This window comes from Enterococcus avium (assembly GCF_002891025.1).
Taxonomy (GTDB): Bacteria; Bacillota; Bacilli; order Lactobacillales; family Enterococcaceae; genus Enterococcus_A; species Enterococcus_A avium.
In genome coordinates this window covers 963476-988186 of the sequence record NZ_NBSL01000003.1, presented here as the reverse complement: position 1 = coordinate 988186, position 24711 = coordinate 963476, and the positions used below count along the sequence as shown (strand labels likewise).

The 24711-nt window shown below is 40.9% G+C and carries 21 protein-coding genes and 2 other annotated features; of the genes, 17 read left to right on the top strand and 4 right to left on the bottom strand.

Translation table 11 applies throughout. The features are described from left to right. Positions 1-32 precede the first annotated feature (32 nt). Complete coding sequence (locus AUF14_RS20305) at positions 33-467, bottom strand: OsmC family protein (protein ID WP_102866600.1); 435 nt, start codon at positions 465-467, stop codon at positions 33-35. Positions 468-638: 171 nt separating this feature from the next. Between AUF14_RS20305 and AUF14_RS20300 the strand changes: the two genes are divergently transcribed. Next, the gene (locus tag AUF14_RS20300) at positions 639-1496 is read left to right on the top strand and encodes a formate/nitrite transporter family protein (RefSeq protein ID WP_016178352.1); all 858 of its coding nucleotides are present in this window, start codon (positions 639-641) and stop codon (positions 1494-1496) included. A gap of 96 nt (positions 1497-1592) precedes the next feature. Further along, positions 1593-2306, top strand: a complete 714-nt coding sequence (locus AUF14_RS20295; RefSeq protein WP_102866599.1) for a nitroreductase family protein — start codon at positions 1593-1595, stop codon at positions 2304-2306. A 292-nt stretch (positions 2307-2598) separates the two neighbouring features. On the opposite strand, the gene AUF14_RS20290 is transcribed toward AUF14_RS20295, so the two are convergent. After that, positions 2599-3567 carry a YncE family protein gene (locus AUF14_RS20290; RefSeq protein WP_102866598.1) on the bottom strand — a complete coding sequence of 323 codons (969 nt, stop codon included), beginning with the start codon at positions 3565-3567 and terminating at the stop codon, positions 2599-2601. A 130-nt stretch (positions 3568-3697) separates the two neighbouring features. Further along, positions 3698-3928, top strand: a binding site (T-box leader). Between the two features lie 83 nt (positions 3929-4011). Continuing rightward, positions 4012-4240, top strand: a binding site (T-box leader). 95 nt (positions 4241-4335) lie between these two features. Between AUF14_RS20290 and trpE the strand changes: the two genes are divergently transcribed. From trpE to AUF14_RS20250, 8 genes are all read left to right on the top strand, one after another. After that, entirely contained in the window at positions 4336-5685 is a 1350-nt protein-coding gene (gene trpE, locus AUF14_RS20285) for an anthranilate synthase component I (RefSeq protein WP_102866597.1), read from the top strand. Next, entirely contained in the window at positions 5682-6212 is a 531-nt protein-coding gene (locus AUF14_RS20280; protein WP_102866596.1) for an anthranilate synthase component II, read from the top strand. Before trpE ends, AUF14_RS20280 begins: the two co-directional genes overlap by 4 nt. Then, positions 6213-7226, top strand: a complete 1014-nt coding sequence (gene trpD, locus AUF14_RS20275; RefSeq protein WP_102866595.1) for an anthranilate phosphoribosyltransferase — start codon at positions 6213-6215, stop codon at positions 7224-7226. Continuing rightward, the gene (gene trpC / locus AUF14_RS20270) at positions 7227-7985 is read left to right on the top strand and encodes an indole-3-glycerol phosphate synthase TrpC (RefSeq protein WP_102866594.1); all 759 of its coding nucleotides are present in this window, start codon (positions 7227-7229) and stop codon (positions 7983-7985) included. Continuing rightward, positions 7982-8596: a phosphoribosylanthranilate isomerase gene (locus AUF14_RS20265; protein ID WP_049218624.1), complete on the top strand. Its 615-nt coding sequence runs from the start codon at positions 7982-7984 to the stop codon at positions 8594-8596. The genes trpC and AUF14_RS20265 overlap by 4 nt, the downstream gene beginning before the upstream one ends. Positions 8597-8619: 23 nt before the next feature. After that, entirely contained in the window at positions 8620-9813 is a 1194-nt protein-coding gene (gene trpB, locus AUF14_RS20260) for a tryptophan synthase subunit beta (protein WP_102866593.1), read from the top strand. After that, the gene (gene trpA, locus AUF14_RS20255) at positions 9810-10565 is read left to right on the top strand and encodes a tryptophan synthase subunit alpha (RefSeq protein ID WP_102866592.1); all 756 of its coding nucleotides are present in this window, start codon (positions 9810-9812) and stop codon (positions 10563-10565) included. Before trpB ends, trpA begins: the two co-directional genes overlap by 4 nt. Before the next feature lie 70 nt (positions 10566-10635). After that, positions 10636-12042, top strand: a complete 1407-nt coding sequence (locus tag AUF14_RS20250) for a C69 family dipeptidase (RefSeq protein WP_049218618.1) — start codon at positions 10636-10638, stop codon at positions 12040-12042. A gap of 132 nt (positions 12043-12174) precedes the next feature. Here AUF14_RS20250 and tnpA read toward each other — a convergent pair whose 3' ends face one another. Then, positions 12175-12648: an IS200/IS605 family transposase gene (gene tnpA / locus AUF14_RS20245; RefSeq protein ID WP_048720443.1), complete on the bottom strand. Its 474-nt coding sequence runs from the start codon at positions 12646-12648 to the stop codon at positions 12175-12177. Between the two features lie 395 nt (positions 12649-13043). On the opposite strand from tnpA, the gene AUF14_RS20240 reads away from it, so the two are divergent. Together AUF14_RS20240 and AUF14_RS20235 are read left to right on the top strand one after the other, a co-directional pair. Then, complete coding sequence (locus tag AUF14_RS20240; RefSeq protein WP_102866591.1) at positions 13044-14294, top strand: IS110 family RNA-guided transposase; 1251 nt, start codon at positions 13044-13046, stop codon at positions 14292-14294. A 430-nt stretch (positions 14295-14724) separates the two neighbouring features. Next, a complete protein-coding gene (locus AUF14_RS20235; protein WP_102866590.1) occupies positions 14725-15618 on the top strand; it encodes a diacylglycerol/lipid kinase family protein in 894 nt (297 codons plus the stop codon). 123 nt (positions 15619-15741) lie between these two features. Here AUF14_RS20235 and AUF14_RS22360 read toward each other — a convergent pair whose 3' ends face one another. After that, positions 15742-17532 (bottom strand): ISL3 family transposase, encoded by a 1791-nt coding sequence (locus tag AUF14_RS22360; RefSeq protein WP_127478976.1) that lies wholly within the window; start codon positions 17530-17532, stop codon positions 15742-15744. A gap of 417 nt (positions 17533-17949) precedes the next feature. On the opposite strand from AUF14_RS22360, the gene AUF14_RS20220 reads away from it, so the two are divergent. The 5 genes from AUF14_RS20220 to AUF14_RS20200 all read left to right on the top strand — a co-directional run bounded on the left by AUF14_RS20220 (position 17950) and on the right by AUF14_RS20200 (position 24577). Further along, positions 17950-19365: a cytochrome ubiquinol oxidase subunit I gene (locus AUF14_RS20220; protein ID WP_048718661.1), complete on the top strand. Its 1416-nt coding sequence runs from the start codon at positions 17950-17952 to the stop codon at positions 19363-19365. Then, entirely contained in the window at positions 19358-20380 is a 1023-nt protein-coding gene (gene cydB / locus AUF14_RS20215) for a cytochrome d ubiquinol oxidase subunit II (RefSeq protein ID WP_016178365.1), read from the top strand. Before AUF14_RS20220 ends, cydB begins: the two co-directional genes overlap by 8 nt. A gap of 44 nt (positions 20381-20424) precedes the next feature. Continuing rightward, positions 20425-22137: a thiol reductant ABC exporter subunit CydD gene (cydD, locus tag AUF14_RS20210; RefSeq protein ID WP_102866589.1), complete on the top strand. Its 1713-nt coding sequence runs from the start codon at positions 20425-20427 to the stop codon at positions 22135-22137. Further along, positions 22134-23882: a thiol reductant ABC exporter subunit CydC gene (gene cydC, locus AUF14_RS20205; RefSeq protein ID WP_102866588.1), complete on the top strand. Its 1749-nt coding sequence runs from the start codon at positions 22134-22136 to the stop codon at positions 23880-23882. Before cydD ends, cydC begins: the two co-directional genes overlap by 4 nt. A 164-nt stretch (positions 23883-24046) precedes the next feature. Next, positions 24047-24577 (top strand): ClbS/DfsB family four-helix bundle protein, encoded by a 531-nt coding sequence (locus tag AUF14_RS20200; RefSeq protein WP_016178368.1) that lies wholly within the window; start codon positions 24047-24049, stop codon positions 24575-24577. Positions 24578-24711: the final 134 nt, after the last annotated feature.

The following is a 24711-nucleotide window of genomic DNA, read 5'->3' as shown; positions in this document are numbered from 1 at the left end:
AAGCTGTGACAAGAATTTCGTCACAGCTTATTTCATGGATTGATATGCAGCTCCATCTCTGGGGCATTGACGATGGTATCTTTAACAGGACAGGTCTTCTCAATAAAGGCCACTAAGTCTTTGATTTCTTCATCAGTATTGTCAGCGTCAATGTAATAATTTGTGATGATTTTTGAGAAGCCAATCTTTACATCTGGTTTTCCCTTTAGGCGATCAGAGTCGATCTCTCCTAGGATTTCCACACGCATCGATTTCAGATTGATTTGTTTTGCTTGATAAAAGAACCGAACCACCATCATTTTACAAGCACCTAAGGAACAGAGCAAAGCCTCTAGCGGATTCATCGCTTCATTGGTGCCACCAACATTTTCTGGCTCATCAATGATGAATTCAAAGCCGCGAGCCGAGCATTTCAGCTGTAGACCGCCTAAAGATTCTACCTCTGCCTTCAAAATTTGTTTAACCATTCATTTCCCCCCAATCAGTTACTTCAATCATACGATTTTTGCTGATAAAATTAAATAACTTGTGCGATTTTTCTCAATATTTCATTTTTTTGCAAGTTTTCATTGAAAATAGTATGGAAATCTTGTATGATACCTGTACATTATGGCTTTTGCCAAGAAGGAAGGAACCTTATGAAATCGGATTTATTTATGGAAATTGAAGAAACACCTGTGACTGAAAGCGAAAAGCATGTGAAAACAAAATCAGGTTTAATGTCTCAGCTGGAGTATTCGATTAGTAAAAAAATTGATTTGTTTAATTCGAGTTTGCCTCGTTATGCAGTACGTTCAATGTTCGCTTGTTTATTTTTAGCGTTAGGAACAGCTATTGCTTTTTATATTGCCATTCGTATGCAGGAAGCAATTCCAGGCTTGGAGAAAATGGCTTATGCGTTTATGTTTAGTTGGTCGTTAGTAATGATTTTATTCATGAATGCAGAATTAGGTACTTCAAACATGTTGTACACAACGATTGGTGTCTACAAGAAGAAAATGTCTGTATCATTTGCTATTAAGTTATTATTTACTTGTATTTTATTCAATCTGATTGGCGGAGTGTTATGCGGATACCTGCTTTCATTGACAGCGCCATTCGGTCACTTGGAACCAGACAACTATATGTTCACCGGAATTGCTTCGAAGCTGACAAAATCAACAAGTCAAATTCTAGTTGAGGGAATGTTTGCTAATATCGTTGTAAATACTGCTGTGCTAGTCAGCTTACGGATGAAGGATGACGCAGCAAAAGTAATGGCGATTATTTTTATCATCTTTATTTTTGCCTTCTTAGGCTTTGAGCACGTTATCGCTAACTTCCCAGCTTTTTCTTTAGCGTATTTCGCTTCCCATGGTACGATTGCTGAGATGACCGCAGGAAATGTCGTTCATAACTTATTCTTCACCTTGATTGGAAACTTCATCGGTGGCGGCTTAGTGATGGGTCTAGGTTATGCGTGGCTGAATAAAACCGATTCAAAATATGTTGACTAAAAAACGTTAGGGAGCAATCCCTGACGTTTTTTCTTGCATAGGTTGAAGGATATACCTATAGTTAAAATAAGTAATCTAATTGGGGAGGTTTATTGTATGGATTTGTATTCAAGTATGTTCACTCGAAAGTCAACGCGCAATTTTACCATGAAGCCGCTATCCGAAACGACACTCAAAGAGGTAGAGACCTTTATCGAAACCGTCCAGCCACTTTTACCAAATGCTGAAATTACCTGTAAGCTTGTGGGACCTGAAGGAGTTAAAGGTATTGGAACACCAAAAGCTCCCCATTATCTTCTGATTTATGGCAAGGAACAGCCATTACGAGATACCTGTGCCGGTTTTTTATTTCAACATGTCGATCTGTTTTTATTTTCTCAAGGCTATGCATCCCGGTGGGTGGGAATGATGAAACCTGCGAAATCAGACGCGGATTATATTATCGGTTTGGCTTTCGGTGAACCGGCTGAATCTGCCAGCAGAACCTTGAAAGAATTTGATCGGAAGGCTTTGAAAGAGATATCAGAGGGGAAGGATTCGAGAATTGAGGCTGCACGGTTAGCACCTTCTGGTCTGAATGGACAACCGTGGTATTTCATCGCAAATAATGGAGCCATTTATGTTTATCGAAAAAAGAAAATCAATGGTCTTCCTGGGATGATGTACAATCTTACGGAACTAGATGTTGGAATCGCTCTTTGTCATTTGGCAGTTGCGACTGAGCATAGCGGTCGGTCTTTCGAATTTGTAAACAGTAAGGGCGCGCCAGCTGCACCAGACGGACATCTTTACATTGGGACTGTAAAATAAAAAAAGTCGACTCATCACTGTTTAACGTCAATCAATAAGAAGAAAAGTCTGAAAATCATCATGAAACATCATGACGTGGGAGCGGATGTTGAATAGTTCCTATTCGGCATTTTTTGAATTTTCGGCTTATTTCCCAGGCGCGACATACGAGTCGACGTTTAAGCATGAAAAGTAGCTAAATCAAAAATCTAAAAGATTTTTGATTTAGCTACTTTTTTGGCATTCTGACTGAAAAAGTTGAGTAATCGTTACAGTATTTCCGAGCAAGCTTTTCGAATCTATTTAAAACAATTTAGAGCATGTTTTTTCCTAGCAGCTTCATTAGGTCAACTTGGAGGACGTCTTTCATGACATATGGAGTTTTTTGGCGATAGGCTGCTGCACCGCTTTCGAATAAGGCGAAAAGTTGTCCATTCTCGACGTGTATTTGCTCTAAATATGGCGGTGTTTCGATGATTTTCAGTGCTTCATCAAGATTAGAAAAATCAGCTGTTTCATGAATATCAAAAACAAAGATCTTTCCTGGTTGAGTTCCCCAAGATTGCGAGAGCAGCAGGAGATTTTTGTAGATAGTCAGTCCCTGAATTTTTTTCGGAATCATTAATGTGTCGTAAGGAGAGTTGACCAGGGATTCCCCAGCCATCATTTCTAAATTTCCGTATTCATCAATTGGATAACAGCAGAATTTTCCAGGTTCATTTAAGGAAAATAAAGCGACGTAAAGATAACCTTGATCATATGTCAAGGCAGACGCGCGGGGAAGCTCCTTTAAGGCAATTTTTTGTTGATAGGCGATCATTATGGGATCTTTTGTGTATTTTTCAATGTCGGAAAGATGGATTGCTGCCACAGCAGCATGGTTATCTAATGTATTACTGATCCAGATTTTTCGATGGAGTGGATCATAAGCCAGTCCTCCAGCATGAGGTAAATCTGGCAGAATAACCGTTTTGAGTCGAACACCAGTGATACGGTCCAAGACATAGATGACAGAATTGTGCTGATGATCATGACAGTAAGCAGAAATCAGTAAATAGTCTTCAGTCAAGGTCAATCCTTGAGGCGTCATGGCTGTACAGTGGTCTTTTTCATTTCTCCAATTTATCGTGTGGACTTTTTTTAACCCAGGAACAGGAAAGCTCAATTCTTTCCTAGCATTAAAAAAATCGGGAAACGCCTGCCAAACGTTTTTATGATTGGAAAATGATCCTAATAAAAAATGGCGCAACCAAATTATTGTTTTCAGAAGAATATTATTCACCGTCTTCGCCTCCAATGTCTCTATTTTAGCAATTTATCTCTGCTACGAACAGTCATTGGAATCCAGATAAATTGATTTTTTCACCAAAAAATGTTGACATGTCGAAAAAAAACGGGTAGTATTCAAAAAAATAAGAGTCATACAAAAGAGAAGTAACATAAATGAGCCTTTTCAGAGAGCTGATGGTGCTGTGAATCAGTAGGGATAAATTATGTGAATGGACTTTTGGACGAAGCTTTGAAATCTTAGTAGGAGCTTCCGGGAACTCCCGATATAGAGTAAAGTCGTTGTTGGACGACTGATAGAGAAATGCCTTGTTTGGCATACCATTGAGGTGGCACCGTGGATTACCGCCCTCAAACCAAGTTTATTTGGTTTGAGGGCTTTTTTTGTTCGAAAGGAACAAAACATGGGTTACGACAGGAATACTTTTTTAGAAAATCAAAAAAATCGTCTTTAAGAGAAGTAGCTAGGATAGAAAAAATCACAGAAAGTTTCAGCTGATGAGAAGAAACATTTTTTCCCTAGTGAATGGACTTATTGGAGCGTTCTTGAACCAGAGTAGGGAACGACGGGAGCTCCCGTTACAGAGTACGATCGTTGTTGGACGATTAGAGTTGCTGTTTGCGAATAGTAAAAAAAGAGGTGGTACCGCGCTGCTTGCGCCCTCAAACCAAAGTTTATTTTGGTTTGAGGGCTTTTTTTGTTTAGTTAGCTATGAAAGACTTAGCAATTCTTATTAAAAATTCAACTTAAAGGAGTCAGAGAATGAGAAAAACGAAAGAAATATTCGACAAACATCTAACCACAGAGACGATTTATTACAGTTTAAAGGATCGAGGAACGTCACTGTTTGAACGAAGGTCTGAAAAGCAGGATTATGCAATCATCGCTTTTGATCCAGTGAAGAATTTGATTTTTCAAAATGGAGCATTTCACGACGGTCACGTGAGCTATCCTTGCGAAGATCCGCTAAAGGAGTTAGAAAACTACGTATTAGTAGATGAAGAAGAGCAAGAAAACTTGATTTTTCAAGGCGGGGCTTTAGGATATGTCGGGTATGATGTGGCCGCCTGTTACGAAGCTATCGGAGAGATTCCAAAGGATCAACTAGGTGTTCCAGATCTGCAATTTTACTTATATGAATCCTATGTAATCTATGACAAGCAAAAACAAATAAGTACCTTAGTAATCGGAAATAGCTACAGCAAAGACTCAGAAATACAAATGAATAGGCGAATGACAGAATTAGAGCAGAAGCTTCTTCAAGTAAGTAAGCTGCCGGATTTAGAAATGCCTACTTTGGAATTTACGAGTAATCTTTCTCAAATCGAGTTTGAAGCAATTGTAAGACAGGCGAAGGAACGGATTGTAGAAGGGGATGTATTCCAAGTCGTCCCATCGCAGCGCTTGTCAGCGGAATTTACGACTGATCCTTTTAACTATTATCGCCAGCTGAGGCAAAACAATCCCTCCGCGTATCTCTATTATCTTGATTTTCCTGATGTCCAAGTAATTGGGAGTTCACCAGAAAGTTTAGTGACTGTCGAAGCTGAGCTGGTTACGACAAACCCGATTGCAGGAACTAGAAAAAGGGGAGCAAATCAAGAAGAAGACGAAGCTTTGGCTAAAGAGCTGCAAAATGATCCAAAAGAAATCGCGGAGCATCGTATGCTAGTAGATCTTGGTAGAAATGATTTAGGTAAAATAGCCGTTCATGGATCAGTAACCGTACCAACATACTTAACGATTGAGCGTTATCAATTTGTGATGCATCTTGTATCAGTAGTGACTGCCAAACTAAAACCGGGACACACAGCGATGGATGCCTTAAAAGCTACTTTACCGGCTGGAACAGTCAGCGGTGCGCCGAAGATCCGAGCGATGACTCGTATTTATCAATGGGAAACAGTCAAACGTTCGATTTATGCAGGAGCAGTTGGTTTTCTTGGTCAAAACGATCAGGCTGATTTTGCGATCGCAATCCGCACAATGGTCGTTAAAGATAATCAAGCCCATGTACAGGCAGGCGCAGGAATTGTCTATGATTCTAACCCGACTAGCGAGTATTTTGAGACATTGCAAAAAGCCAAAGCATTGATGGAGGTGGGACAATGATTTTGCTTGTCGATAACTATGATTCATTTACCTATAATTTGGTCCAGCTGTTGCCAGAGAATGTCAAAATTTTGCGAAACGATGATCCAGAGCTGTTTGCCATAGCGGAAAAAGCTTCGGCAATCGTCCTTTCTCCGGGACCAGGCAGGCCCGCAGAAGCCGGTATGATTGAAATGCTGATTCGTCGTTTTTATCGCAGAAAACCAATTTTAGGTATTTGCCTAGGTCATCAAGCGATTGGCGAAGTCTTCGGCGGAAAAATCATCAGTGCCCCGACGATCATGCATGGCAAGCAGTCGCGCCTGCAAAGACAATCTGAAAGGCAGGTCATGCGTTATCACTCGCTGATGATCGATCCTCATCAGGTGCCACAGGATCTAGAAGTTATGGATGAAGCAGAAGGCTGTATCATGGCGATTCGTCATAAACGCTATCCGGTGTTTGGCTTGCAATTCCATCCTGAATCGATTGGAACAGAAGACGGCGCTAGTTATCTTAATCAATTTTTACAGAAAGCAGGGATTTAAATGCAAGAATTATTTGAGAAAGTCTATCGTGGCAATGATTTAACTATTAGTGAGATGCAGCAGGTCGGCAAGGCGATCTTTGAGGAGCAATTAACAGACAGCCAAATCAGCGCATTATTGGTGGGCTTGAAAATCAAAGGGGTTGCGGCAGCCGAACTGACTGGACTAGCGCAGGTTATGCAGGGAAAAGGCACACCAATGTTAGCAGCACCAGTCGGTGTGATGGATAATTGCGGTACTGGCGGCGATCATTCCCACAGCTTCAATATTAGTACGACAGCCGCCTTTGTTTTAGCAGGCAGCGGCATTCCTATGGCGAAACATGGTAACCGCAGTATTTCCAGCAAATCGGGCAGTGCTGATATTTTAGAAGCTCTAGGGATTACCTTGACCGTTAGTCCTGAAAAAATTGATTATTTGCTAAAAGAAGCAGGCATCGCCTTTTTGTTCGCACCAACGTTGCATCCGGCAATGGGAGCGGTAATGCATATTCGCAAAGAATTAGCGACACCAACGATTTTCAATCTGTTAGGACCGCTGATTAATCCTTATCCGCTAGATTATCAGTTGATGGGCACCTATGCTGGTGACTCGCTCGTTGAAACTGCTAAAACATTGGGACAATTAGGACGAGAACGAGCAATCGTCATTCATGGTCATGGCGGCATGGACGAAGCCAATCTAGCTGGAACAACTCATTGCGCCGTCTATCAAAATGGTGCAGTCCAAGAATTTTCTTTTGATCCTGAAGAAGCCGGCTTCAAACGAGTGCCATTAGCAGGGATTGTTGGGGGCTCCGCTGAGAAAAATAAAGATATTTTACTTTCTGTTTTACATGGCATTCCTTCTGCTCACTATGAAACCGTACTTTTGAACGCAGGCTTAGGCTTTATGGCTAGTGGTCGGGTAAAAACATTGACTGACGGAATCGCCGAGGCAGAACAATCGATTCTTTCTGGAGCGGCTTATGATCGACTTCAGCAACTGATCGTAAAGCAACAGGAGGCGGCGTAGTTGGATTTTTTAACCAGAATTTTATTAGAAAAAGAAAAAGAGATAGAGAACCTAACAGCTGTTCAGACAGTTAAAACCAAGGTTCGCCCTTCCTTTTACCATATTGTCAAAGAGCAGCCAGAGAAAATGCATGTAATTGGCGAGATTAAACGAGCCTCTCCCTCAAAAGGAGTCATCAATGAGAACGTTGATATTTTGCAACAGGCCAGAAGTTATGAAGCAGCTGGTGTCAGTGCCATTTCGGTCTTAACTGATCCAGTCTTTTTTAAGGGTGAGATCAATGATCTTGCCGCGGTTGCCCAAGTGGTGGACGTTCCTGTTTTGTGTAAAGACTTCATCATAGATAAACGACAGCTTGATCGTGCAAAGCAGGCCGGAGCAAGTATTGTACTGCTGATCGTTGCAGCACTCTCTATGGCAAGATTATCAGAGCTTTATCAAGAAGCCAGAAAGCGGGGACTTGAAGTTTTGGTGGAGGTTCACGACAAGGATGAATTAAGGAAAGCTCAAGCGATCGGTGCTGAGATCATCGGTGTTAACAATCGTAACCTGAAGACCTTCAATGTTTCCCTACAGACCAGTCTTGATCTGGCCCAACCAGAAGGGAAGTCCATCTATATCAGCGAATCAGGCTTTAAATCGGACCAGGATGTTGAAAAGATTAAGCATTCCTATCATGGGGTATTAGTAGGAGAAACGTTGATGCGAGCGAAGATCCCGTCCGCGAAAGTGGCTGAATTGCAGGTGAGCAGAAAATGACAAAAATCAAAATTTGCGGATTGAAAAATCGCCCGACAATTGAGGCGGCAGTGTTGGCCGGAGCAACCTATCTAGGATTTGTCTTTGCGAAAAGCCCGCGTCAGATGATGCCAGATGAAGTGCGTAGGCTGACCAGAGATCTGCCAGAGAGGATAAAAACAGTCGGCGTTTTCGTTTCACCGCAACAAAACGAGATTGAAAAAACCGCAGATATCGCTGGTTTAGACCTAGTCCAAATTCACGGCAAGACAAATCTGACCAAGCTTTCACGCCCGATCATTCGCGCCTTTAGTGTCAAGGATCAGAAAACCGTTTGCTTCAATCAATATTCCCATCTTTTATTGGATGCGCCACCTGCCAAGCTGATGGGTGGTAATGGTCGAACTTTTGACTGGCAGCTAGTTGATCAAAATCACCTACCTAAGGAGAAGCTCTGGTTGGCTGGGGGATTGACCAGCGATAATGTTAGCGAAGCGATCCAGTATTTCGCGCCGAAGGTAGTAGATGTTTCCAGTGGTGTTGAAACGATGGGAGAAAAGGATAGCATCAAGATTCATGCTTTTTGTCAAGCGGTTAAGGCAACAGATAGTCAAATAGAACTTCAAAAATAAAACAAAAACAAAGGAGCGATTCTATGTATCAAGAACCTAACAAAGCAGGTTTCTACGGAGAATATGGCGGAAAATTTGTCTCTGAGACATTGATGTACGCGATTCAAGAATTAGAGGAAACCTATGAAGCGTCAAAAAAAGATCCAGCATTTCAAAAAGAACTGAACTATTATTTGAAACAGTACGTAGGACGGGAAAATCCACTTTATTATGCAGAGCGCTTAACGAAAGATTTAGGTGGAGCTAGGATTTATTTAAAGCGTGAAGATTTGAATCATACAGGGGCACACAAGATTAATAATGCTTTAGGTCAAGTGCTGCTAGCCAAGAAAATGGGCAAACGTAAGGTTGTGGCTGAGACTGGTGCCGGTCAGCATGGTGTCGCAACAGCCACGGCCGCGGCGTTGTTCGGCATGGAATGTACGATTTTCATGGGCGAAGTCGACGTGAAGCGTCAAGCGCTGAATGTCTTTCGAATGGAGCTTCTAGGAGCCAAAGTTGAAAGTGTCACTTCCGGCAGTAAGACCTTGAAGGATGCGGTGAATGAGGCATTGCGTTATTGGGTCGCAACGGTGGAGGATACTCATTATGTCATGGGATCTGTTTTAGGTCCGCATCCATTTCCTGAAATCGTCCGTGATTATCAAAGTGTGATCGGGATCGAAACGCGGCGGCAAATTTTAGAAGCTGAAGGTCGATTGCCTGACTTAGTTTTGGCTTGTGTTGGCGGAGGAAGCAACGCGATGGGGATGTTTTACCCGTTTATAGAAGATCAAACGGTTCGATTAATGGGAGTGGAGGCCGCTGGACATGGATTGGATACAAAAGAGCATGCAGCATCAATCAATAAAGGCAGCGTTGGAATTTTACATGGGGCGAAAATGCATTTGCTGCAAGATGATGATGGTCAAGTTTTAGAAGCCTTCTCGATTTCTGCTGGTTTAGACTATCCAGGAATTGGACCTGAACATTCTTTCTTACATGACATCGGCCGAGTAGAGTACGCGGCGATTAATGATGAGGAAGCAGTTGAGGCCTTCCATTATTTATCACGACTAGAAGGGATCATTCCAGCACTAGAAAGTTCTCATGCGTTGGCACAAGTCATGAAGGTGGCGCCGACGATGGATAAGGATCAAATTCTCGTGATGAATCTATCAGGACGCGGCGACAAGGATGTCCAACAAATCAAGGAACGAATGGAGGCAGCACAATGAAACCATTGACGGAAACATTAAAAAGCAGAGTAGAAACAGAAAAATTATTTGTTCCATATATTATGGCAGGAGCGCAGGGATTAGATAAGCTAGAAGAAGAAATAGCAATGCTGGTAGATCAAGGAGCAGCCGCGATCGAATTAGGTGTACCATTTTCTGATCCAATCGCTGATGGTCCGACGATTCAAGCTGCCGGATTACGGGCCTTTGCACAACAGGTGACGCTTAAGAAGCTGGTCGAAAAATTGCAGGAGATTCGTTCAGGTGCCCCGCTAATATTGATGGGCTATAGTAATTCTTTCTTTCATTATGGAATTAAGGAACTCGTAGAAGATTTAGATGGAACCGATGTCCAAGGGTTCATTATTCCTGATTTACCTTATGAACATCGTGATCTGGTCCTACCAAATTTGAGAGACATCGCTTTGTTAACGTTAGTTTCCTTAACTAGTCCAATAGAACGGATAAAAAAATTAACAGCGGATGCGGAAGGATTTATCTATGCCGTAACCGTCAATGGCATTACTGGAACAGGACAGGATTTTCGCAATGATCTAATGACGCATCTGTCAAGGATCAAATCCTTCAGTAAGATCCCCGTCTTGGCTGGCTTTGGTATCTCAACGAACGAACAGGTTAAAAAATTTCAGCAGGTCTGCGATGGAGTAGTTATCGGTTCTAAGATCGTCAGCTCTTTAGAAAGACAAGGAACCGAAAAAACTGGAGAAATATTGGCAGAAATTTTGCGATAAGGTTTCATTTGGTGTTTAAATTTTTTAGCGTTATACTTGAGTTACCATGAAAAGGGAGAGTGTTTCAAGTATGACAAAAAGAGTAAAAGGTTCATGTACCACCGTACTAGTCGGAAAGAAAGCATCAATTGATGGCTCAACTATTATTTCAAGGAACGATGATGGGCATGAAGCATTAGACCCACAGCGTTTTGTGGTAGTTCAACCAGAAGATCAACCAAAACATTATCAAGCAGTCATTAGCGGCGTGAAAGTTGAATTGCCTGATAATCCACTGCGCTATACCTCAATGCCGAATTCGATTTTAACGAATGGTATTTGGCCTGCGGCTGGGATTAACAGCGAAAACGTTGCGATGTCCGCAACGGAAACGATCACCACAAATCCACGGATTCAAGGACTTGATCCTTATGTTGAAGGCGGGATCGGTGAAGAAGATATCGTGACATTAGTTCTACCTTACATCCACAGTGCCAAAGAAGGCGTAGAACGTCTCGGTGCTTTATTGAAAGAATACGGAACCTACGAACCAAACGGTATTGCTTTTTCTGATCAAGACGAAGTATGGTGGTTAGAAACCATTGGCGGACATCATTGGGCAGCAGTTCGTATCCCAGACGATGCTTACGTAGTTGCGCCAAACCGTATGAATATTGATGATTTTGATTTTGACTCCGCTGATACGCTTTGTTCAGATGATTTAAAAGCATTGATCGATGACAACCATTTGAATCCAGACTTTGAAGGCTATAACCTGCGTCATATTTTCGGCAGCTCTTCAATCAAGGATACGGTCTATAACAATCCGCGGGCTTGGTATGGGCAAAAATACTTCACTCCTGAAGTAGAACAAGACCCAATGGATCAAGATCTTCCATTCATTTGTCGAGCAAACCGCAAGATCACAATTGAAGACGTAAAATTCGTGTTAAGCTCTCACTTTGAAAATACCAAATACGATCCTTACGGAGACGGTACAGAAGCAGAAAAAACTTTGATCCGTCCAATCGGAATCAACCGGAACCATAATGTGCATATTCTACAAATCCGCAACAATGTACCCGCTGAAATCGCAGGTGTTCATTGGTTAGCCTATGGGGCCAATACCTTTAACACGGTCGTACCATTCTATTCAAACGTTAACGACACACCTGCTTGCTACAAGGATGCCACCGGTACCTTTGATCTAAATAATATGTACTGGTTAAGCTGTGCAACTGCACTCTTAGGTGATACAGATTACAATTTCTACGTGGATTTCCGTAATACCTTCGAGTTAGAAGCAATGTCGGCTTATCGCGGTATTCAAAATGAAACGGATAAGGCAATTGCTGATCAAGCTGATGTGCAAGAATTCTTGGAAGCTGCTAATGAAAAACTGGCAGATGAATCCTTGAAACGCCAAACGAAGCTATTTGGTGATATGGTCATCTCAGGATCGGAACATATGAAATTACGTTACAATTTGAATGACTAAAATCATAACCACCCGTGAAACGGGTGGTTTGCTCTTCGGCTAGAAGCCTCTCTTACCGGCCTCGGCCTAAAAGGCCCTCTGAAAGCTTCCCCCCGCACCACTTCTACTCGCTGATTCTAAAAGAATCTCACTCTATCTCTTTTTGTTTTTAACTCCTGTAAACGGATCAACTTCTTCGAACAACGTAAGCTGATCTGCTGAATAATCTTCTTTTATTTGTTTACGAATATACTCAGCTATCTGCTCCTTATTCCGTCCAACCGTGTCCACGTAGTACCCTCGACACCAAAATTTTCGGTTCCCATAGCGATATTTCAACTCTGCATGACGGTCGAATATCATTAAACTACTTTTTCCCTTTAAATAGCCCATGAATTGCGAAACACTTAACTTTGGTGGAATACTTACAAGCAAATGAATATGATCTGCACAAGCATTTGCCTCAATGATCTCTACTCCTTTTCTTTCACAGAGCGTGCGAAGAATCTCACCTATACTTTCTCTATATTTTCCGTAAATGATCTGTCTCCGATATTTTGGCGCAAACACGATGTGATACTTACATCTCCATTTACTATGTGATAAACTTTCTTTGTCCTTTTCCATAAGGACACCTCCTCGTAATATATATTTTGAAGAAACTTTCATTCCTTCAATCGCCCTTAGGGGCTATTCCTAATATGTTTAAATAAAATAACGATTACTACTTGGATACTGTAGGATATTCCTGAATAATAAGTCTTGGAAAGGACTTACGGGAAGACGCTATCACCTTCTGCAGTTTTACTGCGACAGAAAGTCTGTGACCCGAACCGTTGGTATAACCTCCAACACACTAGCTGAGTCCATTGACCTCTACCAATCCTAGTAGAGATTGGGTGGCTTAGAGGTTTAATGAATGAAACTCTATTATGCGAGGCTGTCGTTAGACAACGTGATTCTGGGATATCCCACAGTACCCAAGCAATTTCCGAATAATCAATGAAAGGAGGTCCTTCCACATGAAACTATTTGTCGGTTTAGACGTTAGTTCTGAAAAATTAGATGCTTGCTTTATGACAGACGATTCAACTTGCTCTGTTTTAAAAGAAGCATCTTATGGAAATAGTCAACTTGGCGCAAGCCAGATCAAAGAATACATTCTCGAATTTTCTCAAAAATTTGAGATAGAGAGCTTAGTGATTGGAATGGAGGCCACATCTTTATATAGCTTTCATCCAGCTATGTTTTTTAAAGAAGATCTTGAGTTAAATCAATTGAACCTTATGGTTTCAGTTGAACAACCAAATAAAATTAAAAAGTATCGTGATATTTTTGAAGAAAACAAAAACGATCAAATTGATGCTTTTTATATCGCTGACTATTTTCGCATCCAAAGGCAAGTCAACTCCATCATTAAAGAGGAAGAATACCTTGCCCTCCAACACTTAACTAGAACGCGTTATCAGCTAATTAAACAGCTGGTTCGTACAAAGCAACACTTTATCGAAAACATTTATTATAAATGCAACACGCTTTCTAAAGAACTAAAAGCAGAAGGTGGATCCGTTTTAAGTGCCACATTAGTAACTCTAATGACGGAAGATTACACAATGGACCAACTTGCCGAACTGTCATTAGAAGAGTTTGCGAACCTAATTCAAAAACTAGGGAAGTATCGTTTTAAAAATCCCGAAGGAATTGCAAAGGCAATTTCTAAAGCCATACGTAGTTCCTACCGGTTAGGAAAAGTCCATCAGGACTCTGTAGATATTGTTTTAGGTGTTCTAGCCAAAGAAATTCGTAGTCTTGAAAAGTTAATTAAAGACTTAGACAAAGCCATTGACGATTTAGTCGTTGTGCTACCTGAATATCAATGTTTAACCAGTATTCCAGGAATCGGTCCTGTTTATGCTGCGGGTATACTCGCTGAAATTGGCCCTATCAATCGCTTTTCAGATGAAAGCAAATTGGCTAAATATGCCGGTTTATATTGGCGACAGAACCAATCAGGTAACTCTGAGTATGAAAATACTCCTATGGCCAAACGAGGCAATCGTTATCTCCGTTATTATCTAGTTGAAGCCACCAACTCCGTAAGGAGATACGAGCCTGAGTACCATGCGTATTATAAGAAAAAATACGCTGAAACACCCAAGCATAAACACAAACGAGCCATCGTACTAACCACAAGAAAATTTACGCGTCTGGTGGATACGCTACTACGTAACCATCAACTCTATATGCCACCAAGGAGCGTGATAGATAAATAACAGTATGTTATTGACGCTAATCCTTGGAAGTACCCGAAAAAATTTTTAATTTTGGTCGGGTTTAGTTCAGTGCGCTTCAAAAATTAACTACCTTTAAAAATCTTTTGAAAAATTATCTTGACTTATTACCACTAGACTATCTTTGATGGTGATGCGGTCGGGAAACCAACATCAGTTTATCAATTTTGGGAGGTCTTTTTAATACCACGCTGGAAGCTCTTTTGAACCACCAGCACAGCAGGTGGTTTTCAAACATACAAAAGAAAGAAATCCTCCAACGTCAATGGAGGATTTTTTTGTTCCAACGGCTTTTCATCACCTATCCGTAAAGCATCCTCGACAAATAATCGCTCTTTGCCTGTTATACTAAAGAAGAATAGAAAAGAAAAAGAACTATTTTCCAGATAGATGAAAAGGAGAGCGTGTAATAATGAAAAAAGCAGTCTTAATTGTCAATCCTAGTTCAGGGAATGAAGAGGCAAAGAAATACGCTGGACAAGCGCGAGAAAAATTGGAACAGTTTTTTGATGAGGTGGATGTACAAGAAACAGAAAAAGAAAGCGATGCGACAAAATTTGCCCGCAAAGCGGCTGAGGAAAAAGTCGATAGTGTTTTCGCGATGGGCGGAGATGGAACAGTTAATGAAGTAATCAGTGGATTGGCTGAACAGGAATATCGTCCGAAATTTGGTTTCTTCCCATTAGGTACAGTCAATGACCTAGGACGTTCCTTGAAAATACCAATGGACCCCAAAGAGGCGATTGATACTTTCACCATCGAACGCAAAACATCTTTAGATATTGGAAAAGTCAACGATGAGTATTTTATGAATATTGTTGCCGTTGGAAGTATTCCTGAAGCCATCAGTGATGTTGATGTAGAAGAAAAGACCAAATTCGGCAAACTAGCCTATTTTGTGAATGGGGTCAAAGAAGTCTTCAATGATGAAAATTACCATTTTACGTTAGAAATAGACGGAGAAAAAACCGCAATCGAAAGCAGCGCAGTTGTTATCGTATTGACAAGAACAATTGGCGGTTTTACACACATTGTTCCTGAAGCGAAGGTTAATGATGGGCAGCTGTATCTGCTTTACCTCAAGGATCAAAGCATCACGGATCGTCTGAAAAGTGTTCCAGATATTATCAAGGGTGTTGATCAGGCAAACGAGAATATCGGGTATACGCCATTTACAGAGGGGCGTTTGACGGTGAAGGAAACTGTAGACTTGCATCCAAGTGTCGACGGGGATGAAGGACCAGAACTGCCATTAAGCTTCAAAGTATTGCCTCAACATTTAGAAGTCTATCACGGAGCTGAATAGGCGAAGGAATGAGGCAGCAACAGAAGTGGTCGGCACATTTCCGATACTAGAAAAACATTTAATCGGAAAAAGGAGCTATGACAAAAAAGCTGGTTCTTTCTCAAGTTTGGTTATACAGGCCCTTCAAAGAAGATCGCTCAAGGAGAAATCTTCTTGGGTTGCCGAAAAAGCCAACAGACATTTTTTGGATAGATTGACTAATCCAGAACGACCATATACAATTCGTTTTATAAGCTTAAATTTGTTGTTATTACCTTCGACGAATCCAGAGCTTATACTATGGGATATCGCGTTTTTTATCGGGGCGATATCCCTTTTTATGCTCTGACAAAAAGAATCAATCGGAGAATCTTGATAGGCGTGAATAAAAATATCCAGGTCGTCTGGAGAATCCCCCATGATAATCGTATGGAACTCTCGGAAGATGGTCTCTGTCTCAGAAACAATGGGGTATTTTTCTTTGATAGCTGGTAAGTATTCTTCGATCTGATGCTCTTTTTTTGTTTTAGGATTCACGGTTAGTAGATAGTTTAAGAGCCGATTTCGTCTAATCATTCGTACATCTTCTGGATAAACTTGCCGAAATAATCGGTTACTATGCATAGATTTACGACCCGAGAAATTATTTTTACTGATGGTTTGAATATAACTCCAGACGGTCTTTTGATTCTTATCACACCCGCTGTATCGGAGATAAAAGTAAATAATGTCATCCGGGTGACCATCTTGCATCATTTTGAAAATAATATTTAAGTAATCATCCATAACTGTTTTTCGTTTTTTATAGTTTCTCGGCTGATCCATCTGACAGAGGTCTTCTTCTGTCATTTGAAGATATTTCTTTAGTGTGATTGGATGAATGTTAAATTGATGGGCTAAATGAAAAGGATCCTTTTTCTCTGTTTCTGCCCAATACGTTTGAATGGTACGAATCAACTGTTGTTTTTCTCGGCGACTTTCCGCCTGTTTTTGGTACTGCAGGCTACTTAGATCGCGTTTTTTATTATCAAAAACGATCTCTGAACCATCTGAATTTCTTGGAACAGAATTATCGTAAGACAACTTGGCTAAGTAGACTGAATCCGGTGTTCTTTCAACGTAAACCTTCTTGGGTTCTCGATCTAATAAGCGACCTTCGTGGAAGAAAAGTGTCTGGGGGAGCTGGGAGGAAAAGATTTCTTTTAGATGCGTGATCAAATTTTGAAGTAAATGAAAGCGATCAGCCACTTGTACACAATCAGGAAGGATATCAGTAATGGCTTTAGCGTAGGCGTTGGCGCGATCGCGGGCTACGAATTGAATTTTTTTATGGTGGACTAACCATTCTTTTAATGTAGCGGCTGTTCGTCCCTCAAGGAGGGCAAGCAGCTGATGGTCTTGCATATCGTAGATAGCTGTGGCATAGGTCTGCCCTTTTCTTATGGCTACATCATCGATCCCTATTGCTTCGACATTTGATCGATCTTCGAATATCAATCGATCATACAGTCGTTGAATGGTATCATTGCTCACTGAGACACCTAAGAGAGCCAATACTTTACTAGCACATTCATTGCTCAAAAAGATTGCCACACCTAAAATAAAGGTATTGAGGGCATCGGTTCGAACTTGAGAAGAACGGGCAAAAGGAAGAGCTTCAGTAAAGACCTGTCTGTAGCAGTCGGGATTTGAGCAACTATATTTGTAAAGGTTGGCGTGAAGAAATGTTTGTTTACCATGGATTGGCGTATCTTGAAGTGTTCGTTGATATGTCGCAGTTAAGGTTCGACACAACGTGCCACAAGTAGGACAGGAACATTCATGAGGTTTTGACTTAATGAACAAATGGACTGTTTCAGAATCTTCCGAGGTATCATAGATAAAATGGTCTTCATCCAACAAAAAAGAGCACTGGGTTAGTTCGGTGTAGTTCATTCTAAAGACCCTCTTTCTAACTATAGTATAAGACGAGAAATACCTAAACAGTACAAATAGCCACAAAAAAGCAGGTACGAATGTACTTGCTTTTTTGTGGCTATAACCAAACTTGAGAAAGAACCAAAAAGCTTGTCATAGCTCCTAATTTTTTTAGCCAATTTTTCTCATTAAAAATAAAGGTCAAAAATGTTACTCAAGTGAGGTTCTTATTAAGATAAATCAATTCAGTTCAATATTTTGAGCGAAAACCATCAAATTTTTACCTTTATATAGTTATTTTCCTTTTTCTTCAGATTTTACGAATAAAAAGCGCTTAAGCTGAACATTTGGCAATTTATTTCGTAAGGATTATAGTAATTATAGAATTAGATTTATTTTAGTTCTGTTATTCACAATATAGGGGAGGAAATAAAAATGGACATAGTGACGTTGGCCCGTTTTCAGTTTGCCATGACAACGGTTTTTCACTTTTTCTTCGTGCCATTCTCAATTGGAATGGTATTAGTTGTTGCCATTATGGAAACGTTATATGTTAAAACGAAAAATGAAAAATACCGTCAATTGGCGAAGTTCTGGGGAAACATTTTCCTACTAAGTTTTGCGGTGGGCGTCGTGACTGGGATCATTCAAGAGTTTCAATTTGGAATGAACTGGTCAGATTATTCACGGTTCGTCGGGGATATTTTTGGCGCGCCTTTAGCAGTGGAGGCCTTATTGGCTTTCTTTTTGGAGTCCACATTCTTAGGGCTCTGGATTTTCACATGGGATCGGGTAAAACCAGGTCTGCATGTACTATTTATTTGGCTTGTAACGATTGCCTCAATGTTATCGGCTTTTTGGATTTTAGCGGCCAATAGTTTCATGCAGCATCCTGTTGGTTATGCGCTTCGTAATGGCCGAGCAGAAATGACCGACTTTGGTGCGGTAATAGCTAATCCAAAGGTCTGGTATGAATTCGGTCATGTAATCGCTGCGGCAATCACAATGGGCGGAATGATTGCCGCTGGACTTGCGGCATTCCAACTATTAAAACGAAAAGACATAAAAATGCGGGAATTCTTTATGAAATCTATGCGCATCGGATTAGTAGTTACATTATTTGGCTCAATCATGGTTTTAGGTGCGGGAGATGCGCAAATGAAAGCCTTGATTGAAACGAATCCAATGAAGTTTGCAGCGATGGAAGGAACTTATGAGGATACTGGAGACCCGGCAGCCTGGACCTTGATTGCTTGGGATAATGAACGAGAACATAAGCAGGTGTTCGGGGTTCAAATTCCCTATATGCTAAGTATTCTTTCTTATAATAAACCTTCTGGCTCGATTAAAGGAATGGATACTGTGAACAAAGAGTTAGTTAAAAAATATGGCGATCGAAATTATTATCCACCGGTGAATGTTTTGTTCTGGAACTTCCGTATCATGGCGGGCTTTGGTATGTTGATGCTGCTAGTAGCCGTTCTTGGTTTGTTCTTTACTCGTAAGAAAAAACCAATATTATATGAGAAGCGTTGGATGCTGTGGGTGATGGGGCTTTGTACCTTTGCACCATTTTTAGCCAATACAGCCGGCTGGCTAGTGACTGAGTTAGGCCGCTATCCGTGGACGGTTTACGGCTTGTTTACGATTGAAGACAGTGTGTCGCCAAATGTTTCGGTGACCTCTTTATTAATTTCAAATATCATTTACTTCCTGCTGTTCTCAGGATTAGCAGTAACAATGATTTATTTAGTTAAGCGTGAATTAAACAAAGGACCAGGACTGGATCAAATGAATCAGGAGACTGATTCAACTGATCCTTTCGATAAGGGGGCGTTCAGTCATGAGTAGTTTACAATTATTGTGGTTTTTATTGATCGGCGTCCTGTTTTCTGGCTTTTTCTTTTTAGAAGGGTTTGATTTTGGTGTCGGTATGTCGGTTCAAACCTTGGCCCATGATGAACACGAAAAGGATCAGATCGTAGAAACAATTGGACCGGTGTGGGATGGCAATGAAGTCTGGCTGTTGACAGCTGGCGGTGCGATGTTTGCCTCATTTCCGTATTGGTATGCGTCACTGTTTAGTGGGTACTATTTAATTTTGTTTATCATTCTATTTGGCTTAATTATACGCGGCGTTTCCTTTGAATTCCGCAGTCACATGCCGAAGGAACACAAACAATTATGGAATTGGACATTGACTATCGGTAGTTTTCTTGTCCCGTTTTTCTTTGGTATTTTATTTATTAGTATGATTCAAGGAATGCCGTTGGATGCGAATCACAACATGACAGCGACCTTTACTGATTACATCAATTTGTATTCTCTTGTCGGCGGTGTGGCCTTAACGTTATTGTGTTATTTGCATGGCTTGAACTATATTGCGCTGCGTACGGAAGGCCCCGTTCGCTACCGCGCAAAAAACTATGCGCAGCTGCTGTACGGCGTTCTTTATTTTGGCTTAGTCGCATTTGCGATTTTGATGTATTTCAAAACGGATTTCTTTCAAAATAATTTTGCGGTGACATTGATTTTATTAGCGGTGATCGTGCTGCTGACAATTATCGCAAATGTATCTGTCTTTAGAAATAAAGAGATGCTGGCGTTTATCACTAGCGGGTTAACCTTGATTGCGCTAGTTGCTTTATTATTCAGCGGCTTGTTCCCGCGAGTCTTGATCAGCTCTATTCCAGGAAATGACTTGTTAATCGAACATGCTTCTTCAAGTCCGTATACGCTGAAGGTCATGTCTTATATTTCACTGACTATTTTACCCTTTGTACTAGGCTACACTGCCTGGACATATTATATTTTCCGCAAACGGATCAAACATCCTCATGAGATCGGAGTACAATCAAATTATTAGCAGTTTTATTTGAATTAACTTTACTAGGAAATAGGAGTTCAATCATGATCGACAAGAAGTTATTACAACTTCCCGGTATCAAAAAAATTCTGATGTTGCTTGCAGGATCTGCTATCCTGCAAGCAATCTTTATAATCGGACAAGCGTATGGTTTGTCTAGGACAATCACGCATTTATGGGACGGGGAAGAATTAAACAAACAACTACAGTGGATGCTGTTGTTTTTCATATCCTTTGCGTTGCGTCATTTGATGACCTATTTGCGGGAGCATGTATTAGAAGAATATGCTTATCAGCAGGCTAAAGATTTACGTGGTCAATTGTTGCGAAAAATCTTTCGTTTAGGTCCGCAGGTGGTGCAAAAACAAGGAACTGGAAGTGTGGTTACGACTGCACTAGATGGGATTGATCAGGTGGAGGAGTATTTGCATCTGATTTTACCAAAAATGCTGAATATGATGATTATCCCTTGGATTTTATTAGTAGCAATTTTTCTATTGGATTGGGAATCTGGTGTGGTATTACTGCTTGTGTTTCCGCTGATTATTATTTTCATGATCATCTTAGGCTACGCGGCTCAAAGTAAGGCCGACAAGCAATACAAGGTCTTTCAAGTGCTATCGAACCACTTTATCGATTCTTTACGAGGAATTGATACGTTGAAGTTCTTTGGCATCAGCAAGCAATACAGCAAGAGTATTTTTACGACCAGTGAACGTTTTCGCAAAGCGACGATGAGCACACTAAAAATCGCGATTCTTTCGACGTTTGCACTGGATTTCTTTACCACGCTATCTGTTGCTGTAGTAGCTGTTTTATTGGGGCTGCGTTTAATCAATGAGGGGATTTTCTTATTTCCGGCATTGACGGTGCTGATTCTTGCTCCTGAGTATTTTCTGCCCATTCGTGATTTTTCTAGTGATTATCACGCAACTTTGGATGGGAAAAATGCGATGGACGATGTTAATCAGATTTTAGAACTGCCTGAGACGCAGGATGCGAAACTTGAACTGCCAACCTGGTCAGCTGATAGTCAGTTGAGTGTGAAAATGCAGTACAATTACGCAGAAAAGCTTGGTGCAGAAGTTGATTTCAAGGTACGGGGTTATCAAAAAATTGGAATTATCGGCATGAGCGGCTCTGGAAAATCAACATTGATCAACTTGCTGAGCGGTTTTTTACGTCCTGATGCTAGTCAGATTCGTTTTAATGATCAAGCGTTAACCGCTTTTGACCAGCCTCAGTGGCAGGAGCAATTGATTTATATTCCGCAAAATCCATATATCTTCCAGCGATCAGTACGGGAAAATATCGCTTTTTATCACCCGCAGGCCAACGATGAAGAGATTTTAAAGGCAATCGAAGTGACTGGTTTGACGGAATTGGTGAATGAGCTGCCAGACGGATTGGATACGAAACTAGGCGAGGGAGCACGCACACTGAGTGGTGGACAAGCGCAGAGAATCGCGTTGGCTCGTGCCTTTTTGGATCAAGAACGAAAGATAGTATTATTCGATGAACCAACAGCGCATTTGGATATCGAAACGGAAGTCGAATTAAAGGAACGAATGTTGCCGCTGATGGAAACTCATTTAGTCTTTTTCGCGACACATCGGCTTCATTGGCTAACCGAAATGGATTATCTGTTGGTAATGGATCACGGAAAACTCGTTGAACAGGGAACCTTGAAAGAGCTGCAAAAAAGAAAGGGTGCCTTTACAAAATTAAGTCAGGCGTTGCGAGGTGAAGAGACATGAAGCAAATCGGATTATTCGACGTCCTAAAAACCGATGAATGGGTCAAGCCCTTTTTCAAGCAATATAAGAAATCTTTGATTCTAGCTTTGACATTAGGCTTTATCACTTTTTTCTGTGCGGGGGCCTTGATGTTCAATTCAGGCTATCTGATTAGTCGGGCAGCGTCATTGCCGGAAAATATTCTGATGATTTATATTCCTATCGTGTTAACACGAGCTTTTGGAATCGGTCGACCTGTCTTTCGGTATGTGGAACGGCTAGTCAGCCATAACTGGGTCTTGAAGATGACCTCGAATTTACGCGTAAAGCTTTATGATTCGTTAGAGCAGGATGCGATTTTCTTTAAACAGAACCATCGCACTGGAGACATTCTCGGACTGCTTTCTGAAGATATCAACCATATTCAAAATTTGTATTTAAGGACGATTTTTCCAACGATTATCGCATGGCTGCTCTATATTTTTGTAATTATTGGGATCGGCTATTTCTCTTTCTTCTTTGCTTTAGCGATGTTGCTTCTTTTAGGGGTCGTCGTATTTTTACTGCCTCTATGGTCAGTCATCATCAATGGTGCTCGTCAAGAACAGCAGAAGCAGATGAAGAATGAATTATACAGTGATCTGACCGATAATGTGTTGGGCGTGTCGGATTGGATTTTTAGTCAACGAGGACAGGATTATGTGAACCATCATGAAAAATCCGAAGAGGCACTGCGAGAGGTCAATCGCAAGCTTCAAAGCTTCCAACGTAAGCGTAATTTTATTTTACAGCTGATGTTTGGCGTGATTACGATCGCTCTGCTCGTGTGGACCAGTCGTCAATTCCCTGGGAATCATGGAGGAGCGGCCAATTGGATCGCAGCTTTTGTATTATCAGTTTTTCCGTTGATTGATGCCTTTGCGCCATTGCCAGCAGCGGCTCAAGAAACGAATAGCTACAAAGATTCAATCAAAAACTTGAATGATCTGCCTACGATTCAGAAGCGTCATGAAGCAACTCCAAAAATTTCAGGCGCTTTGACATTGAAAATTGACAATGTTCACTATCATTATCCTGAAGGTAAGAAAAGTGTTTTATCAGGAATTGATCTAACGCTGCGGCCTGGCGAAAAAATCGCAATCTTGGGACGGAGTGGTTCCGGCAAGAGTACATTAGCGAATCTGATTCGTGGCGATCTGCGAGCGACTGAAGGGGCAATTACGCTAAATGGAGAAGAAACCTACAAATTTGGTGACGACATCAGCAATTATCTAGGTGTTATCCATCAAACACCGTATCTTTTCCATACAACAATCGCGAATAACCTGCGGATTGGAAATGAGGCAGCAACAGATGAAGCTCTTTGGCAAGTATTAGCTCGAGTAGAATTGAAGGAATTAGTGGAGAATTTGCCAGAAGGCTTACTGACAATGGTAGATGAAGCAGGTTTACGTTTCTCTGGCGGCGAACGCCAACGTTTAGCATTGGCGCGCATCTTATTACAAGAAGTTCCGATCATATTATTGGACGAACCAACTGTTGGTCTCGATCCGGTAACCGAGCGGGCATTAATCAATACCTTTTTCAATGAGCTGCAGGATAAAACAATTATTTGGATCACCCACCATTTGCAGGGTATTGAAGCGATGGATCAAGTTATTTTCATCGAAGACGGTCATTTAACGATGCAGGGAAGTCCGCGTGAATTAGAACAATCCAATGCTCATTATCGGAAACTAAAGCAAATCGATCAGGGAATTATTTAAAACTAAAACTTCCTCAGGTAATTCTGAGGAAGTTTTTTGCTTGTCGGTCGAGTCGCAGTTTTGTAAAGTGAGTGAATGTAAAAAATTTGGAACTTCTTATAGACTCCCACGTTACGTGCTAGTCTATAATGATAGTAAGGACAGAGGTATGGGAGGAAGTTATAATGGCAAGACCAACAACTAAACACGACTTGATTCAGGTAGGAAATGACATGTACGAGAAAATGATTATGCTACTAGATTCAATTCCAAAGGAAGAATTGAACCGTACTTTTACTTTTGATACAAAAAATGAAAAACAGGCGCATTGGGAACGTGATAAAAATCTTCGTGATGTATTGATCCACCTATATGAGTGGCACCAATTATTGTTAAAATGGGTGCGAGCGAATCAGGCAGGAGAGAGTAAGCAATTCTTAAAGGAAGGCTATAATTGGAAATCTTATGGGGAAATGAACCTTGAATTTTGGGAAAAACACCAAACAACCAGCTATGAAACAGCACTTGAGCTATTAATAGAAAGCCATAAACAAGTGATGGAGCTTGCCAATGATTTTTCAAATGGAGAGTTGTTTTCAAAGGGAATCTTTCCGTGGGTTGGTGGCAGTACACTAGGAAGTTATTTCGTTTCTGCCACATCTAGTCATTATAATTGGGCGATGAAGAAAATCAGAAAGTTCAAAAAATCATTATAAATTATGAACAGCTTAGTATCCCAGTATGTTAAGCTGTTTTTTAGATAATACGATTAGAACTTAATCATTGATAACTTTTGGAAGAAGGACTGACTTTATCTTTTTCTGGTACAATTAAGAAAACGGGTTGGAGG

Excerpts from the sequence above, each read along its gene's own strand:
- AUF14_RS20305 (WP_102866600.1), bottom strand. The coding sequence starts at position 467 with ATGGTTAAACAAATTTTGAAGGCAGAGGTAGAATCTTTAGGCGGTCTA.
- AUF14_RS20300 (WP_016178352.1), top strand. The coding sequence starts at position 639 with ATGAAATCGGATTTATTTATGGAAATTGAAGAAACACCTGTGACTGAA.
- AUF14_RS20295 (WP_102866599.1), top strand. The coding sequence starts at position 1,593 with ATGGATTTGTATTCAAGTATGTTCACTCGAAAGTCAACGCGCAATTTT.
- trpE (WP_102866597.1), top strand. The coding sequence starts at position 4,336 with ATGAGAAAAACGAAAGAAATATTCGACAAACATCTAACCACAGAGACG.
- AUF14_RS20280 (WP_102866596.1), top strand. The coding sequence starts at position 5,682 with ATGATTTTGCTTGTCGATAACTATGATTCATTTACCTATAATTTGGTC.
- trpD (WP_102866595.1), top strand. The coding sequence starts at position 6,213 with ATGCAAGAATTATTTGAGAAAGTCTATCGTGGCAATGATTTAACTATT.
- AUF14_RS20265 (WP_049218624.1), top strand. The coding sequence starts at position 7,982 with ATGACAAAAATCAAAATTTGCGGATTGAAAAATCGCCCGACAATTGAG.
- trpB (WP_102866593.1), top strand. The coding sequence starts at position 8,620 with ATGTATCAAGAACCTAACAAAGCAGGTTTCTACGGAGAATATGGCGGA.
- trpA (WP_102866592.1), top strand. The coding sequence starts at position 9,810 with ATGAAACCATTGACGGAAACATTAAAAAGCAGAGTAGAAACAGAAAAA.
- AUF14_RS20250 (WP_049218618.1), top strand. The coding sequence starts at position 10,636 with ATGACAAAAAGAGTAAAAGGTTCATGTACCACCGTACTAGTCGGAAAG.
- tnpA (WP_048720443.1), bottom strand. The coding sequence starts at position 12,648 with ATGGAAAAGGACAAAGAAAGTTTATCACATAGTAAATGGAGATGTAAG.
- AUF14_RS20240 (WP_102866591.1), top strand. The coding sequence starts at position 13,044 with ATGAAACTATTTGTCGGTTTAGACGTTAGTTCTGAAAAATTAGATGCT.
- AUF14_RS20235 (WP_102866590.1), top strand. The coding sequence starts at position 14,725 with ATGAAAAAAGCAGTCTTAATTGTCAATCCTAGTTCAGGGAATGAAGAG.
- AUF14_RS22360 (WP_127478976.1), bottom strand. The coding sequence starts at position 17,532 with ATGAACTACACCGAACTAACCCAGTGCTCTTTTTTGTTGGATGAAGAC.
- AUF14_RS20220 (WP_048718661.1), top strand. The coding sequence starts at position 17,950 with ATGGACATAGTGACGTTGGCCCGTTTTCAGTTTGCCATGACAACGGTT.
- cydB (WP_016178365.1), top strand. The coding sequence starts at position 19,358 with ATGAGTAGTTTACAATTATTGTGGTTTTTATTGATCGGCGTCCTGTTT.
- cydD (WP_102866589.1), top strand. The coding sequence starts at position 20,425 with ATGATCGACAAGAAGTTATTACAACTTCCCGGTATCAAAAAAATTCTG.
- cydC (WP_102866588.1), top strand. The coding sequence starts at position 22,134 with ATGAAGCAAATCGGATTATTCGACGTCCTAAAAACCGATGAATGGGTC.
- AUF14_RS20200 (WP_016178368.1), top strand. The coding sequence starts at position 24,047 with ATGGCAAGACCAACAACTAAACACGACTTGATTCAGGTAGGAAATGAC.